This window comes from Syntrophorhabdaceae bacterium (assembly GCA_035541755.1).
GTDB lineage: Bacteria > Desulfobacterota > Syntrophorhabdia > Syntrophorhabdales > Syntrophorhabdaceae > PNOF01.
Genome location: DATKMQ010000054.1, coordinates 1 through 12,604, shown reverse-complemented (window position 1 = coordinate 12,604; position 12,604 = coordinate 1). Strand labels below are relative to the sequence as shown.

General features: G+C 50.7%; 14 protein-coding genes, 1 tRNA gene and 1 riboswitch. Of the genes, 4 read left to right on the top strand and 11 right to left on the bottom strand.

What is annotated here, in order from left to right; translation table 11 throughout:
• Positions 1-508: 508 nt before the first annotated feature.
• Both VMT62_04545 and VMT62_04540 read right to left on the bottom strand, forming a co-directional pair.
• Positions 509-1,150, bottom strand: coding sequence for a class I SAM-dependent methyltransferase (locus tag VMT62_04545; GenBank protein HVN95675.1), 642 nt, complete (start codon positions 1,148-1,150; stop codon positions 509-511).
• Between the two features lie 199 nt (positions 1,151-1,349).
• The gene (locus VMT62_04540) at positions 1,350-1,727 is read right to left on the bottom strand and encodes an STAS/SEC14 domain-containing protein (protein ID HVN95674.1); all 378 of its coding nucleotides are present in this window, start codon (positions 1,725-1,727) and stop codon (positions 1,350-1,352) included.
• Positions 1,728-2,203: 476 nt separating this feature from the next.
• On the opposite strand from VMT62_04540, the gene VMT62_04535 reads away from it, so the two are divergent.
• Positions 2,204-3,130, top strand: a complete 927-nt coding sequence (locus VMT62_04535) for an SAM-dependent methyltransferase (protein ID HVN95673.1) — start codon at positions 2,204-2,206, stop codon at positions 3,128-3,130.
• A 109-nt stretch (positions 3,131-3,239) separates the two neighbouring features.
• Here VMT62_04535 and VMT62_04530 read toward each other — a convergent pair.
• The 7 genes from VMT62_04530 to cobU form a co-directional block, all read right to left on the bottom strand.
• A tRNA-Thr gene (locus VMT62_04530) sits at positions 3,240-3,311 on the bottom strand.
• 145 nt (positions 3,312-3,456) lie between these two features.
• Entirely contained in the window at positions 3,457-4,074 is a 618-nt protein-coding gene (locus tag VMT62_04525) for a histidine phosphatase family protein (protein ID HVN95672.1), read from the bottom strand.
• On the bottom strand, positions 4,067-5,131 hold the full coding sequence (gene cobD, locus VMT62_04520) for a threonine-phosphate decarboxylase CobD (GenBank protein HVN95671.1): 1,065 nt from the start codon (positions 5,129-5,131) through the stop codon (positions 4,067-4,069). Before cobD ends, VMT62_04525 begins: the two co-directional genes overlap by 8 nt.
• A complete protein-coding gene (gene cbiB / locus VMT62_04515; protein ID HVN95670.1) occupies positions 5,128-6,126 on the bottom strand; it encodes an adenosylcobinamide-phosphate synthase CbiB in 999 nt (332 codons plus the stop codon). Before cbiB ends, cobD begins: the two co-directional genes overlap by 4 nt.
• Entirely contained in the window at positions 6,117-6,935 is an 819-nt protein-coding gene (locus tag VMT62_04510) for an adenosylcobinamide-GDP ribazoletransferase (GenBank protein HVN95669.1), read from the bottom strand. The genes cbiB and VMT62_04510 overlap by 10 nt, the downstream gene beginning before the upstream one ends.
• A 2-nt stretch (positions 6,936-6,937) precedes the next feature.
• Complete coding sequence (gene cobT, locus VMT62_04505) at positions 6,938-7,984, bottom strand: nicotinate-nucleotide--dimethylbenzimidazole phosphoribosyltransferase (GenBank protein HVN95668.1); 1,047 nt, start codon at positions 7,982-7,984, stop codon at positions 6,938-6,940.
• On the bottom strand, positions 7,981-8,505 hold the full coding sequence (cobU, locus tag VMT62_04500; protein ID HVN95667.1) for a bifunctional adenosylcobinamide kinase/adenosylcobinamide-phosphate guanylyltransferase: 525 nt from the start codon (positions 8,503-8,505) through the stop codon (positions 7,981-7,983). Before cobU ends, cobT begins: the two co-directional genes overlap by 4 nt.
• A 215-nt stretch (positions 8,506-8,720) precedes the next feature.
• Positions 8,721-8,855, bottom strand: a riboswitch (cobalamin riboswitch).
• A 75-nt stretch (positions 8,856-8,930) separates the two neighbouring features.
• On the opposite strand from cobU, the gene VMT62_04495 reads away from it, so the two are divergent.
• Entirely contained in the window at positions 8,931-9,593 is a 663-nt protein-coding gene (locus VMT62_04495) for a hypothetical protein (GenBank protein ID HVN95666.1), read from the top strand.
• Here the strand turns inward: VMT62_04495 and purM are convergent.
• Positions 9,590-10,627, bottom strand: a complete 1,038-nt coding sequence (purM, locus tag VMT62_04490; GenBank protein ID HVN95665.1) for a phosphoribosylformylglycinamidine cyclo-ligase — start codon at positions 10,625-10,627, stop codon at positions 9,590-9,592. The genes VMT62_04495 and purM overlap by 4 nt on opposite strands.
• Before the next feature lie 232 nt (positions 10,628-10,859).
• On the opposite strand from purM, the gene VMT62_04485 reads away from it, so the two are divergent.
• Positions 10,860-11,234 carry a response regulator gene (locus tag VMT62_04485; protein HVN95664.1) on the top strand — a complete coding sequence of 125 codons (375 nt, stop codon included), beginning with the start codon at positions 10,860-10,862 and terminating at the stop codon, positions 11,232-11,234.
• A gap of 20 nt (positions 11,235-11,254) precedes the next feature.
• The gene (locus tag VMT62_04480; GenBank protein HVN95663.1) at positions 11,255-11,728 is read left to right on the top strand and encodes a chemotaxis protein CheX; all 474 of its coding nucleotides are present in this window, start codon (positions 11,255-11,257) and stop codon (positions 11,726-11,728) included.
• A gap of 235 nt (positions 11,729-11,963) precedes the next feature.
• On the opposite strand, the gene VMT62_04475 is transcribed toward VMT62_04480, so the two are convergent.
• A complete protein-coding gene (locus tag VMT62_04475; GenBank protein ID HVN95662.1) occupies positions 11,964-12,431 on the bottom strand; it encodes a response regulator in 468 nt (155 codons plus the stop codon).
• Between the last annotated feature and the right edge of the window lie 173 nt (positions 12,432-12,604).

The following is a 12,604-nucleotide window of genomic DNA, read 5'->3' as shown; positions in this document are numbered from 1 at the left end:
TCCGTTTGGCAACCGAGAAGGTACCGAACCCGACGAAGGACGCCTTGTCACCTTTCTTCATGGCGTCACCGATCGCGCCAAAGACGGCGGCAACAGCGGCCTCAGCCTTGGCCTGCGATACACCTGCTTTCTTCGCTACAGCTCCCGTAAGGTCTTTCTTGTTCATACGCCCTCCTTGTGAGAATAGATGTTGATATATTACAATCATACACCACTATTCCTGCTTTGCAAGGAGCTTTTTGGGGAGAGATAGGGGTCTCGATTACTGGTTGAAAGGTGAGACATCCGCCAAATCCCTCAAAACCAACATCTCAATCAATAGTGGCTATTGTCCTTGCCGGTGGTAGGTTTCATTGTTTGGGAGGGTAAAATAGGTGCTTGTCTTTACGAGTCAAATATCGGGCAAATCATTACGAATCGGCAACTGCCATTTGAAACGCAGCAGGGACCGGAAACTAAGCATCGTCTCCAGCAGATTGCCTCCGGTGCCCCGTTATGTCTCTCTTCTTCACGGTCTGTCTTTCCTGCCTGTGGCAGCAATCCAATTCTTCTCGGGGACTTCATGTATCTCGACCGAAGAATAGCCCGCGCCTCTCAGAAAATCCCTATAGCCCTGGGGAGAGTGGATCTGCATGTTGGCCCAGACCGCCCACTTCTTGTTTCGGTCATGGAATCTCCCGTCTTCGTAGACCTCGTTCACCAGTAACAGCATACCTCCCGGCCGCAATACGCGTCGGATCTCCGCAAGATCGCGAATAAGATCCGGCCAGAAATAGTAAGACTCGAAAGCGGTGGCAAGATCAAAAAAGTCATCCGGAAAAGGAAGGGACGAAATAGCGCCCAGAGAGATTTCCAGTCGACCGCATGCTGCCAGTTCTCTGTTTACTTTCTTGGCTAACGAGACCATTTCCGGGGAATAGTCAATCGCATAGAACCTGGAGTTTGGAAACAAAAAAGCCATGTCTCTGAGGGCCGCACCCCCGCCGCATCCAATATCGAGTATAGCAGCGGGCGATTGTTCCGTGTGGATGTGGCTGAGTCCCCATCGCCTAACTTTGGCGTGGCCTCGGTTCATTGCTATCCCCACGAATCTCCCGAGCAGCCCTTCCGGCTTCCTGCACTGCCTCACAAATTTCTCAGCAATTCCCATGAGAGTTGACCCCCAATCAGCACACAGACCTGGTTATTCCCCTATTCTCCTTAATGGTATCGTTGCATCATAAGAAAAGCAATATAGAAAATATCAAGGATTACTGTTCGAAATGCGGTAATTTGTGAGAAAAGTGGTGGAGTGTGGAATTCAGTCAAAAAGCTTACTGGTGGAAATAAGGGTGAAACCAGTGCGCGGGTCAGGGGGAGAGGAGCCAGTCCATGGCGGTCTGCCGCTCCGAGAAGACTTCAACCATCCAGCCACGGTTCCTGCTAGCCGTCTCGTAGAAGCGGGCAGCCTGGTGTTGCTCAGCTGCAGTCGGCATGACAAAGGCGATGCGGGTTCGCCTGCTCGCTTGGAGGTTTTTGTAATGTTGCTGGGACAGATGGAGCAGGTCGAAAGTGGTGGCTGAGAGTTGGGCGTTTGTCACATCAATGAGGGTCCGGTTAACGCCTGTTTCCTTCTCAAGGGCGATGCGCTTGTGGGCGGCCTCCACCATTTCTTCTGCAGTGATATGGCTGTTGCATACCACTTCGATAATCCCGATTGAAGCATCATGCGTCACAGTACATGCCATACGTCCCCCGTAGTATAAGGGTAAGCGCCATCGGCCAGTCTGTCAAGGAATTAAGGCGGCGGTAAGAAACCGTTTAAGGTTTATTCGTGTGCTGCCGAATATATCGGTACGGGGATACTGTTATCCCTTCCGTTCATGGTGGAGGAAAAATCATGAAAGGTTATATTTGAGAGGACAGGAAGTCCTCGCTCTGCTTCAGAGGCCGCTACATCTCCGCCGTACCGGAGATGTCCTATCAATACTGGGAGACACAGTCGATCCCTACCACTACAACGACTGTGCCTCCACTCCTCAAGAAATGGTATGGGGTTTCCGCGTCAGGCAGATATCGGCTGTAAAGATAATTGACAATAAATGAGTTTAGGGCGAGGATTGAGGAAAAGTATTGGGGGAAATATGGCACTGAAAGTCTGCGGTGAGTGCGGGAAAGAGATCAGCCGGAACGCGCAGCGGCCGCCCAACGGCGAGGGTTATCAATGAAAGAGAACCAGGTGAGTTATACGGCCCGGTGGTGTGCCTATGCTCGTGCCCACCATGTTATGAACGATAATCCTAAAGTCTTTGATGACTACCTTGCACCGCAGATCATAACTGACGAGGACCGAGCAGAATACGACCAATCGTTAGGCCACCTTATGGCGGCCCTTCAGTTTATGGAGCCAGCTCGCGCCGCATCATTTACGGACCGGCACAATGCCGTGACGTGGATCATGCAGGGTATGTATCCCTCAGCGCTTATTTTGAGTCGGGCACGGTATACCGAGGACAAACTTATGGAGGCTATCAATCAGGGCGTGACCCAGTATGTAATTCTCGGCGCCGGATTGGATACTTTTGCTTTTCGGCACCCGGAGTTAGTGGACCGTCTTCAGGTCTTTGAGGTCGACTATCCTTCTATGCAAGCCTTCAAACGTCACCGTCTTGCCGAGTTGGGCTGGCAAGCCCCGGCGCAATTGCATTTCGTTCCGATGGATTTTGCTCAAGACAATCTTATGGACGCACTCAGAAGGTCATCGTTTGATCCCAAGGCATTAAGCCTCTTTAGCTGGCTCGGGGTTACCTATTATCTTGAGCGAGAGGAGGTATTCGCGACTTTCCGTACCGTTACTGAGGCCACGAGTGCAGGCAGCGTCATCGTTTTTGATTACTTAGACACGGATATATTTCGGCCCTACCGCGTGGCTCGGCGGGTACGTGTTCTATTGACTGGAGCCCGGAAGAGGGGCGAACCTATGAAGTGCGCATTTGAACCTGACGAGCTTGCAGCCGATCTTAAACCACTCCATTTACGCGTTGCCGAGGACTTAGGCCCATCGGAGGTTCAGCAACGTTACTTCGAAGGGCGAACCGATGCCCACTATGCGTGTGAACATGCGCATATCGCACGTGCGATTGTCGAATGAGAATGCCCATGCTAGGGAGACCAGAAAAGGCCACTCGTAGGTGGCTTTCGAGCGCATTAAGCGTTTTGTTCTTAGAAGCGGCATAGAACTGAAATGAGAGTAGTAAAAAAGCCGACGGTGAGAATTGAACTCACGACCTGCTCATTACGAGTGAGCTGCTCTACCTCTGAGCTACGTCGGCATAGGTTCTGTTTTATATAGCACGATCAAACCGTTGCATACAATAGAATTTTTTCTCATGAAACCCCCTGTTGCGGCCATGTCCGCACGCGAAGAAAAGCTGAAAATGGAACTTGAATTGTTGAGTTCCCGTTGAACTGTCGTGGTTAGACTGTATAGTTGAGGAGCTTTATGACGCCGCTATTATCATCATACATGTCGATGATGTCCACGCAGCCGTAATCCTGGGAGAGTTTATAGAGGGCGGTCAAACTCAGGTTGAGAAGCGTCGAGATAATAATCTTCAATATGCCTGCGTGGCAGACGATCGCGATACTCCCCCCTTTATGCCTGTCCACGATCTCTTCGAAGGCTTTGGTGGCCCGTTTCTGTGCGTCGAGCAAAGCTTCGCCCCCGGGAGGGGTGTTGGATACAGGGTCCTTTAGCCAGAGGGGGAATAGGACCGGATATGTCTTTTCGATCTCATGAAAGCTCAAGCCTTCCCACTTGCCGAAATGAAGCTCGTTAAACCTCTCGTCTATATGTGCGCTGAGCTTGTGGGGCCTGCCGATGATGCTTGCGCTTTCTATGCAGCGCGAAAGGGCCGAGGTATAGAGAGCGGCGAGCGGATAGGGCGCCAGGTAATCGGCAACTTTCTCAATTCTCTCGATACCTTTTCGGGATAGGGGTATGTCTATGGTTCCTTTATAGACCTTGCCTGTTTCTTCGTCAAGGGTTTCCCCGTGACGGACGAGAAAGACCCTCGTAGGGCTTTCGCTAAACAAGACATTCCTTGAGCGATGTGAGAAGCGACCTGTTATCTTTGGGTGATTTTACGGCTACGCGCAGGTACCTGTGGTCGAGGCCTTTGAAGTTTGCGCACCCCCGCACCAAGATTCCCTTGCTTTCAAGCTGCTCAGCTATTTTAGGAGCGTCCGGGATATACAGAAGGAAGTAATTAGCGAGCGACGGCACGTACTCGATGCCGAGAGCTCTAAAGCCCCTTTCAAAAACCCCCCTCTGCCGGCTCATGAGTTTCTTGGTCCTCTCCCTGTAATCATTCTCGTCCAAGGCCACGACGCCTGCCGCTTGTGCGAGCGTATTGACCGTCCAGGGTTCCTTGTTTTCCCTCAACATGGCCGCAATGTGCATGGGAAAAATGCCGTAGCCCAGTCGAAGGCCGGCCAGGGCATAGAACTTGGTCAACGATTTGAGGACCATGAGATAGGGGTTCTTTTCCACGGCGTGAGCCACGGAGCGACCCACGGAAAAATCCATGAAGGACTCATCGACGATCAGGTATATCTGTCGTTTCCGCATCTCCTGAGCAATGTCCAGCAACATGTCGTGGTCGATAAGCCTGCCTGTGGGGTTGTTGGGGTTGCATAGAAACACCGCTTCCACACGCTCGGTGGCGGCATCATCGATAAGCGATTGAGGCTCCACGTCAAAATTGCGTTTGCGCTCGAGTATATGGTACATGACGGAGCATTCAGGCCGGGCGATCCTGCAGGCCCGCTCGTAATCGCTGAATGTGGGCTGTACAATCATCACCTTATGGAACCCCATGGTTCGGGGAACAAGGTGAATCAATTCCGTGCATCCGTTTCCGCAGAGAATCGATTTGGGGTCTATGTCATACGCATTCCCCAGCTTTTCTCTGAGTCTCGTTGCGTTCATATCAGGATAGTGGATGAGGTTCTTCAAACATTTCTTGATTTCGAGGATCACGTTGCGAGGGGTTCCCAGGGGATTGATGGAGGCGCTGAAATCGATGAGCGCACTCTGGGGAAAGCCCCTTCTCTCCATAACGCTATATATATCACCGCCATGGTTTGTCATAGAACCCACCATACACATAATACAATAAGGGAAATAAAAAAGCCACCGAACGATCCATATCTTACAATGGTTATTGCGTCCAGGGCAGCCTTCAGGTAGTCCGTTTCACCTCCGGAACCGATGTATGGCTTCTTAACAAGAACCCCGTTATACGTGGAGGGTCCTCCGAGTCTTACCTTAAGCGCTCCGGCGATCGCGGCCTCCGGGTAGCCACTATTGGGACTGGTATGATGCCTGCCTTCATGGTACAGGGTCTTAAACGATGCACCTATCCTTTGCCTGGAGCGGAAATAAATGCCTGCTGCCAGAGCAATCAATATGGCGGAAAGCCGTGCGGGCACATAATTGCAAAGGTCGTCGAGACGGGCCGATGCCCATCCAAGGTGCCGGTATGTTTCATTCTTGTACCCCACCATAGAATCGAGCGTATTGACGGCCTTGTATGCGAGGGCGAGTGGCATCCCCCCCAGCACAAAGAAGAACATGGGGGCGATGACCCCGTCGGAGAAGTTCTCCGACACCGTCTCGATAGCGGCCCTTAAGATCCCGTCTCTGTCGAGCGCGTCCACGTCCCTGCCTACAATCATGCTCAAGTGTTCCCGGGCCCTCTCCATATGACCTTCTTCAACCGCCTGTACGACGAGGAGCGACGAATTCAAGAGCTCCTTTGTGGCAAGGGTCGTGGCCGTAAGGTACACGAGGAATGCGATACCGAATACCCTGAATAGGCCCTTCAAGGCAAAGAGGATCCATTTTTCGATGAGCAGGGCGCAGAGAAAGGTCGTGAGTGTGATGACAAGCGCCAGCATAAAGCCGGCAAGTCTTTCCTGTTCTTTGGGGGCGGATGATCGTTTGAGCAGGCGTTCCATGCCTGAGATCCCTTTTCCTATGATCCTGACCGGATGGGGAAGGGAAGGGGGGTCACCGATTGCGAGATCGACGAAGAAGGCAAGGCAGAAGATAAGGATGATCACAGGACTAAAGCCTATTTCCATAGGAGCGCGACCGTCAGAAAGGCGTTCTCTGTTATCTCATGGAGAGCGCCGAAATTGTCCCCCGTCAAGCCGCCGAACTTTGCCGTGAACAGGCGTTTGAACAAGAAACCCACAGAAAGCGTTACGGTGACTGCCAGGCAGAAGAACAAGGCGAAAGAGCCTATGCCTCGCCCAAACGAGGTGAGCACGGTATGGCTCCATATCAGACCGGCCGTAAGACCGATCACGAGAAAGACTACAGTGGCCAACACAAAATGTCTCAACCTCACGTGCGCCAGGAAGATCCTTCCTATCCCGTCATCACGGGCGCTTTTTACCCGATACATGGCCCGAACCATGATCCATTTGGAGAACACAGGCGTGAGGAAAAGGACCAGGTATTTGTGTAGAGCATGGTCTGCCGCCAGAGTTTCCCTGAGCAAAAGATATTTGAAAAGGAGACAGAGGATAAGAGAGACGCTTCCTATTGCGCCGGTCGTGCTGTCCTTCATGACCGCGAGCCTTTTTACCCTGTCGGAGCCCACATTTCCGGAAGAGCGCACAGCCAGCGCATCAAAGGTGTCTGAAAGCCCATCCAGGTGAAACGCCCCTGTTACGACCGCATAGACAATGATCACAAGAGCCGCTACTATTTCGGGGGAGAAAATCTTCAAAAAGACAAGGCAACAGATCGCGAGAACGAGTCCCTGAGTTGCGCCCACAAAAGGAAAAAAAACGGACGAGCCGACAAGGTCTTTTTCAGATGGTACTTTCTTGGTTCTGACAGGAACGATGGTCAAGAACTGGAAGGCTGCTGTGAGCGCTTTCATTGCTATGTCAGTTCTCTTGAGACGCCCGCCTCGTCAAAGGTGGCCATCTCACGATAAATCTTGAGTCCAGCTTCAATAATGAACATAGCGAGTGCCGCTCCCGTGCCCTCACCGAGACGCATCCCGAGGTCAAGTACGGGATCAAGACCGATCTTCTTGAGCATAACGATGTGTCCTTTTTCCACCGAATTGTGCGCGCCAAACATATAGTCCTTTGTTGCGAGGTTAAGGCAATAGGCGAGAAGAGCCCCGGCCGTTGAGATGAAGCCGTCTACGACCACAGGTATCCGACGTGATGCGGCCCCGAGGATGAGGCCAGCGATAGCGCCTATCTCCGCGCCGCCGACTTTTGCGAGTACGTCGATAGGATCATCGCGGTTCGGTTTGTTGAGGGCAATCGCGCGTTCGATCACCTGTATTTTTAATGCGAGCGTCTCATCGGGAATACCCGTGCCCCTGCCTGTCACCTCTGAGACGGCTGTATCGGTGAGTACCGCCGCAATCGCGCTCGATGGCGTGGTATTCCCTATGCCCATCTCGCCCGTACCGAACATTTGATATCCTTTCCCCGCGTAGTCGAGAGCAATGTCGATGCCTGTATCTATAGATTTTTCCGCCTCCTCTCTGGTCATGGCAGGGCCTTTTGCCATATTCTTAGTTCCCCGGACGACCTTTCTTATGAGGAGGTCTTTTTCGCCTCCAAAATCGTGATCGACTCCAACATCAACAACGATCTCGTCTATGCCGGCATGACGGGAAAGCACATTGATGGCCGCGCCGCCCGTGAGAAAATTATGCACCATTTGTATGGTCACTTCTTTGGGATACAAAGAGACCCCTTCTTCGACAACGCCATGATCCGCCGCAAAGGTAAAGATCGCCTTCTTCGCGAGGAGCGAGGGCAGGGGAGTACCCGTTATCGCCACGAGGGTGCGAGCAAATTCTTCAAGTCTGCCGAGGCTACCCTGAGGCTTGGTCAGGTTGTCAAGTCGCTGCTGTGCCTTGTTCAACAAATCACTTTGTACCGGCTCAATCCGTAACGCTTTCATTCTTCAGTCTCCTTTATCTTTATGGGAATCCCCGCTGCCAGCAGATAGACCTCAGTTGCAACGGAGGCAACCCTTCGATTCACAAAACCCAGATTCTCCCGATATGCCCTTCCAAGGGGAGTTTCAGGAACAAGGCCCATACCTACCTCATTCGAGATGATGTAATTAAGATGAGACGATTTCTTCGTAATGGCATGTACGAGGCCTTCCACTTCGTCTTTGAGATCGAAACCTGCGTGCATGATATTCGACGTCCAGAGGGTAAGGCAATCGATGAGGGTCACCTCATACAGCTCACCAATCCTCCCAACGAGATCGGCTATCCGGACAGGCTCTTCGTACGTATCCCACTCTCGCCCGCGCTCCTGTTTGTGTCTTTCTATTTTGACGAGCATTTCTTTGTCCAGCGCCTGAGCTGTCGCAATGAAGGCTTTTTGGCCGGCAACTTGTGACGCTTGAGCGAGGCCAAAGGTGCTTTTGCCGCTTGCGGCTCCGCCTAAGATCAATACTATCTTCTTCATATGCCAACACCTCGCGCGGGACAGTTGACGTGCCCGTTCCCATAGCGCACTAGTTGTTTCCCTCGGGGGCCTTTTCGCCATGCGTCACAGGCAAATCTATCTCTATGAGACGATTCCTTAGGCACAGGTCGTTGAACCCGTAAGAAACGGAGTAGATTTAAAGGAAATGCGATTATTGGTTTCGTCGAGCAACCCCTTATACCTCGTAAGGACATTGTCTCAAGTCATTCAACCCAAGGTTTCCTGGCTTAGGGGCTTTGAGTCTTACCCATCACAGTTGCGGGACAGCGGAAGTATCTCACTTCACTTCCCTTGTAGGCTGAACCTCGTGAGTTCGTGTATGTTATTATCACAGGGCAATTTTGATTGCAAGACATAATTGCTTTTGACGCGCCCTACGTGTGTGCTACATTATGAGCCTTGATATGCGCGCTCAAAACAAAAAGATGATGAGAAAGAGACTTCTTCGTATTTTTGATAGTCTCCTTGCCGCATTCGGCAAAAGAAACTGGTGGCCGGGTGAGCACGATTTTGAGATGGTTGTCGGGGCTGTTCTCACACAGAGCACATCGTGGAAGAACGTAGAAAAGGCCATTCAAAATCTCAAGCAAAATGATGCACTCGATATACGCTCGATCTATACCATGGAACAGGATAGGCTGGCAGAGCTTATCAGGTCTTCCGGATTCTATAATATTAAAGCTAACAGGTTAAAAAACATAGTTAATGTATTACATGATATATTTGATGCTAACATAGCTAATTTACAAGATATAGACACTTATGATATGAGAGAGATATTCCTTGGCATCAGTGGTATCGGGAGGGAGACGGCCGACAGCATCATACTCTATGCGCTCAATAAACCGATCTTCGTGATTGACGCGTACACAAAGAGATTCCTGGAAAACCACGGACTCTACCATGGACGGGATGACTACGACGATGTACAAAGGTTTTTCATGGAGAATCTTCCCCACGACACGTATCTATTCAACGAGTTTCACGCGTTGATTGTTTGTCTGGGACAGCGTTTCTGCAAGCGGCCGCCAGTATGCCAGGGATGTCCGCTCGCGTATGAACTTTAGTCTATGATGCGTACTTTATCGCCGTCTTTGGATTGTTCGATGTGGCCGAGGAGGTATGCCTGTTCTCCGAGCTCATTGAAGCGGGCGATCATCGATTCTGCCTCATCCTTTCCCACGACCAGCACGTAGCCGCATCCCATATTGAATGTTGAGCACATCTCCTGAAAATCGATGTTTCCGAGCTTCATGATAAAACGAAAGATGTGAGGAATCGAGTCGGGCGAGACGTGTATGAGCGCGGCGAGACCTTGAGGAATCACTCGCTTGATATTGCCGGGCAGTCCGCCGCCGGTGATGTGGACCATGCCCTTCACTTTGAAACGGGCGAGCACGTCCAGCACGGGTTTTACATAGATTCTCGTGGGCATTAAGAGCTCCTCATAAAGAGCTGTATCGGCCCCTTCCCACCCGGCATGAATATCGAGTTTGTGCACGTCAAAGAGCACCTTTCTTACCAGGGAATATCCGTTACTGTGGAGGCCGTTCGATGCGAGACCGACAAGCACATCCCCTTTTTCAATCGACGAGCCGTCTATGATCTTGTTCTTGTCCACCATGCCCACGGCAAAACCTGCAAGATCATACTCTCCATCCTGATAGAAAGAAGGCATCTCCGCGGTCTCACCGCCGATGAGCGCGCATCCCGCCATGAGGCAGCCATCGCAAATCCCGGAGATGACCTCCTTGTACACGCGGTCCTCGATCCGCCCCGAGGCGTAGTAGTCCAAAAAGAATAACGGCCGGGCGCCAAGCGTGAGGATATCGTTCACACTCATGCCCACGAGATCGATACCCACCGTCGAATGTTTGCCCGACATAAAGGCTATCTTCAGCTTGGTTCCCACCCCATCCGTTGAACTTACCATGACAGGGTTTTCGTATTCCTTCGGCACCTCGGTCAACGCCGCAAATGCGCCGATATTGTTCAGGACGTGGGGAGTGAAGGTCCCTTGAATCTTTGTTTTAATATCGTCAAGAAGATTGTCGGCCTTCTTGATATCGACGCCGGAGTCTTTGTACGTAATCGATTTCATTTTCGTAATGTAAAATTAATCCTGACCAATTGTCAATCGGATTGTTGAAGCGACCTTCTTACGAATCGGTTTCCGAGGCGCGATGGACCGCGTAAAACAGGGTGTTTTTTGTAACCGGGAAAAAGAAAAATATTTCGTCAATTGCGGCATTTGTCATTAAGTTTATTCCCCTTTACACGATAAATATATTTAGTTTAGAATGTGCTCATACTAACAAACCCGGAGGTCATTCATGAAGGTCCTTGTTGTTGACGATTTCGCTACCATGCGCAAGATCATCAAAAATGTGCTTAAACAGATAAATCTCGACAATGTGCTGGAGGCGGAGAACGGTAAACATGCCCTGACGATATTGAAGAGTGATAGTGTTGATCTCATCATCAGCGATTGGATCATGCCTGAAATGACAGGAATCGAATTTCTGAAGGCCTGCAAGTCAGACGAAGCCATAAAAAAGATACCCTTCATCATGGTCACTGCCGAAGCGCAAAAGGACAATATCATGGAAGCCATAAAATCAGGAGTCGACAACTACATTGTAAAGCCCTTTACGCCGGACAAACTGCGCGAAGCCATAGACAAAGCAAAAGCAAAAGTCGGAAAATAAATTAAGAAGCGGAGGATGTCATGGACGTCAAATACATAAACCCATTTATTATGGCAGCGCAATCGGTTTTCAAAACCATGCTTAACCTCGATGTAAGCTTGAATAAGCCTGTGTTGAAAACGGAAAGAACCACGTCAGGCGATGTGACGGGTATAATGGGACTTGTGGGCGATAAGAAGGGGACCATTACGATCAGCTTCAGAGAAAAAGGCGCAATGTTTGTTTTCCAGACACTGGTTGGTGATGAGTGCTCGAGCGTTACTCCGGATGTGGTCGATGCGATCGGAGAGCTCACAAACATCATATCGGGGCAGGCCCGTAAAGAGTTTGAGAAAGCGGGTATAAACCTGAAGGCATCCATCCCCATGGTCGTGGTCGGCAAGAACGTGGAGATGAATTTCATTACCACCATACCGATAGTGCAGCTGTCTTTCGGTTTTTCTCTGAAGAACGGTGATCCGGAAGTCATGTTTCTTGATTTTTCTTTCGAATGAGATAGAAACGAGTGAGCGCCCCGCGTGGACCCGCAGATTCAACGCTAAGATCTCTCATCGCGTATGAAGCGGCCCACAGGGCGAATCCAGTCAGCCAAACCGCGCACGGTGCGACGCGAGAGCCGCTGGCCTCAAGACAACGAAACGACTGCTAAGGTCCATCTTAAGCAAATACCAAAACAACCTGTCATCAAATAGATAAGGAAAAAGAACTCTTCTCAGGTGGGTAGGGAAACTATGACCGATGCGAAAGCGTGCTCTGTTTGTTCGTTGACGCCTGTTCGAGGATATATGTCAAGTCTTCAATGCGATAGGGCTTAACAAGGGCCGCCTTGAAGCCATAGCTCTCGTAATCGGTTATGAGCGGATCGTTGACGTATCCGCTCGACACGATCGCATATACCTCCGGATCCATGGCCCTCAGTTCTTCAAAAACCTCTTTGCCTCCCATGCCATCGGGGGTATACAAGTCGAGAATGACTATGTCGAATGGGTCTTTAAGGCGTTTCGCCTGTCGGTATGAGTCAATTGCATCTTCTCGTGCGGCGACCAGGTGTGTCTCATAGCCGAGATGCTGCAATATCATCCCTATGGTAGTTCTCACCGATTCCTGATCATCGAGGATTAATATCCGTATGTTTTTGTCGCGCATTATTTTTTTGGAATGAGCGTCCGTATGAGCGGTGAGAAGGCATGATCGCATAGCGTCAAATCTCCATTCAAGTGCACATGCTATAGAATTCGGTGGCGCGCCTTAAGAACCATGGTCTGACAGGCCGGTTCCTCATAAATCGGAAGGCTTGAATATAGCCTATCGCCTTCCGGAAATGATCAGAAGCTTGGTGGGGTTTTTATTACCCCTGGGGAATAAGATAA

What these genes read in the sequence shown, in the direction of transcription:
- VMT62_04545 (HVN95675.1), bottom strand. Translation starts at nt 1,150, where the DNA reads ATGGGAATTGCTGAGAAATTTGTGAGGCAGTGCAGGAAGCCGGAAGGG.
- VMT62_04540 (HVN95674.1), bottom strand. Translation starts at nt 1,727, where the DNA reads ATGGCATGTACTGTGACGCATGATGCTTCAATCGGGATTATCGAAGTG.
- VMT62_04535 (HVN95673.1), top strand. Translation starts at nt 2,204, where the DNA reads ATGAAAGAGAACCAGGTGAGTTATACGGCCCGGTGGTGTGCCTATGCT.
- cobD (HVN95671.1), bottom strand. Translation starts at nt 5,131, where the DNA reads ATGACAAACCATGGCGGTGATATATATAGCGTTATGGAGAGAAGGGGC.
- cbiB (HVN95670.1), bottom strand. Translation starts at nt 6,126, where the DNA reads ATGGAAATAGGCTTTAGTCCTGTGATCATCCTTATCTTCTGCCTTGCC.
- VMT62_04510 (HVN95669.1), bottom strand. Translation starts at nt 6,935, where the DNA reads ATGAAAGCGCTCACAGCAGCCTTCCAGTTCTTGACCATCGTTCCTGTC.
- cobT (HVN95668.1), bottom strand. Translation starts at nt 7,984, where the DNA reads ATGAAAGCGTTACGGATTGAGCCGGTACAAAGTGATTTGTTGAACAAG.
- cobU (HVN95667.1), bottom strand. Translation starts at nt 8,505, where the DNA reads ATGAAGAAGATAGTATTGATCTTAGGCGGAGCCGCAAGCGGCAAAAGC.
- VMT62_04495 (HVN95666.1), top strand. Translation starts at nt 8,931, where the DNA reads ATGCGCGCTCAAAACAAAAAGATGATGAGAAAGAGACTTCTTCGTATT.
- purM (HVN95665.1), bottom strand. Translation starts at nt 10,627, where the DNA reads ATGAAATCGATTACGTACAAAGACTCCGGCGTCGATATCAAGAAGGCC.
- VMT62_04485 (HVN95664.1), top strand. Translation starts at nt 10,860, where the DNA reads ATGAAGGTCCTTGTTGTTGACGATTTCGCTACCATGCGCAAGATCATC.
- VMT62_04480 (HVN95663.1), top strand. Translation starts at nt 11,255, where the DNA reads ATGGACGTCAAATACATAAACCCATTTATTATGGCAGCGCAATCGGTT.
- VMT62_04475 (HVN95662.1), bottom strand. Translation starts at nt 12,431, where the DNA reads ATGCGATCATGCCTTCTCACCGCTCATACGGACGCTCATTCCAAAAAA.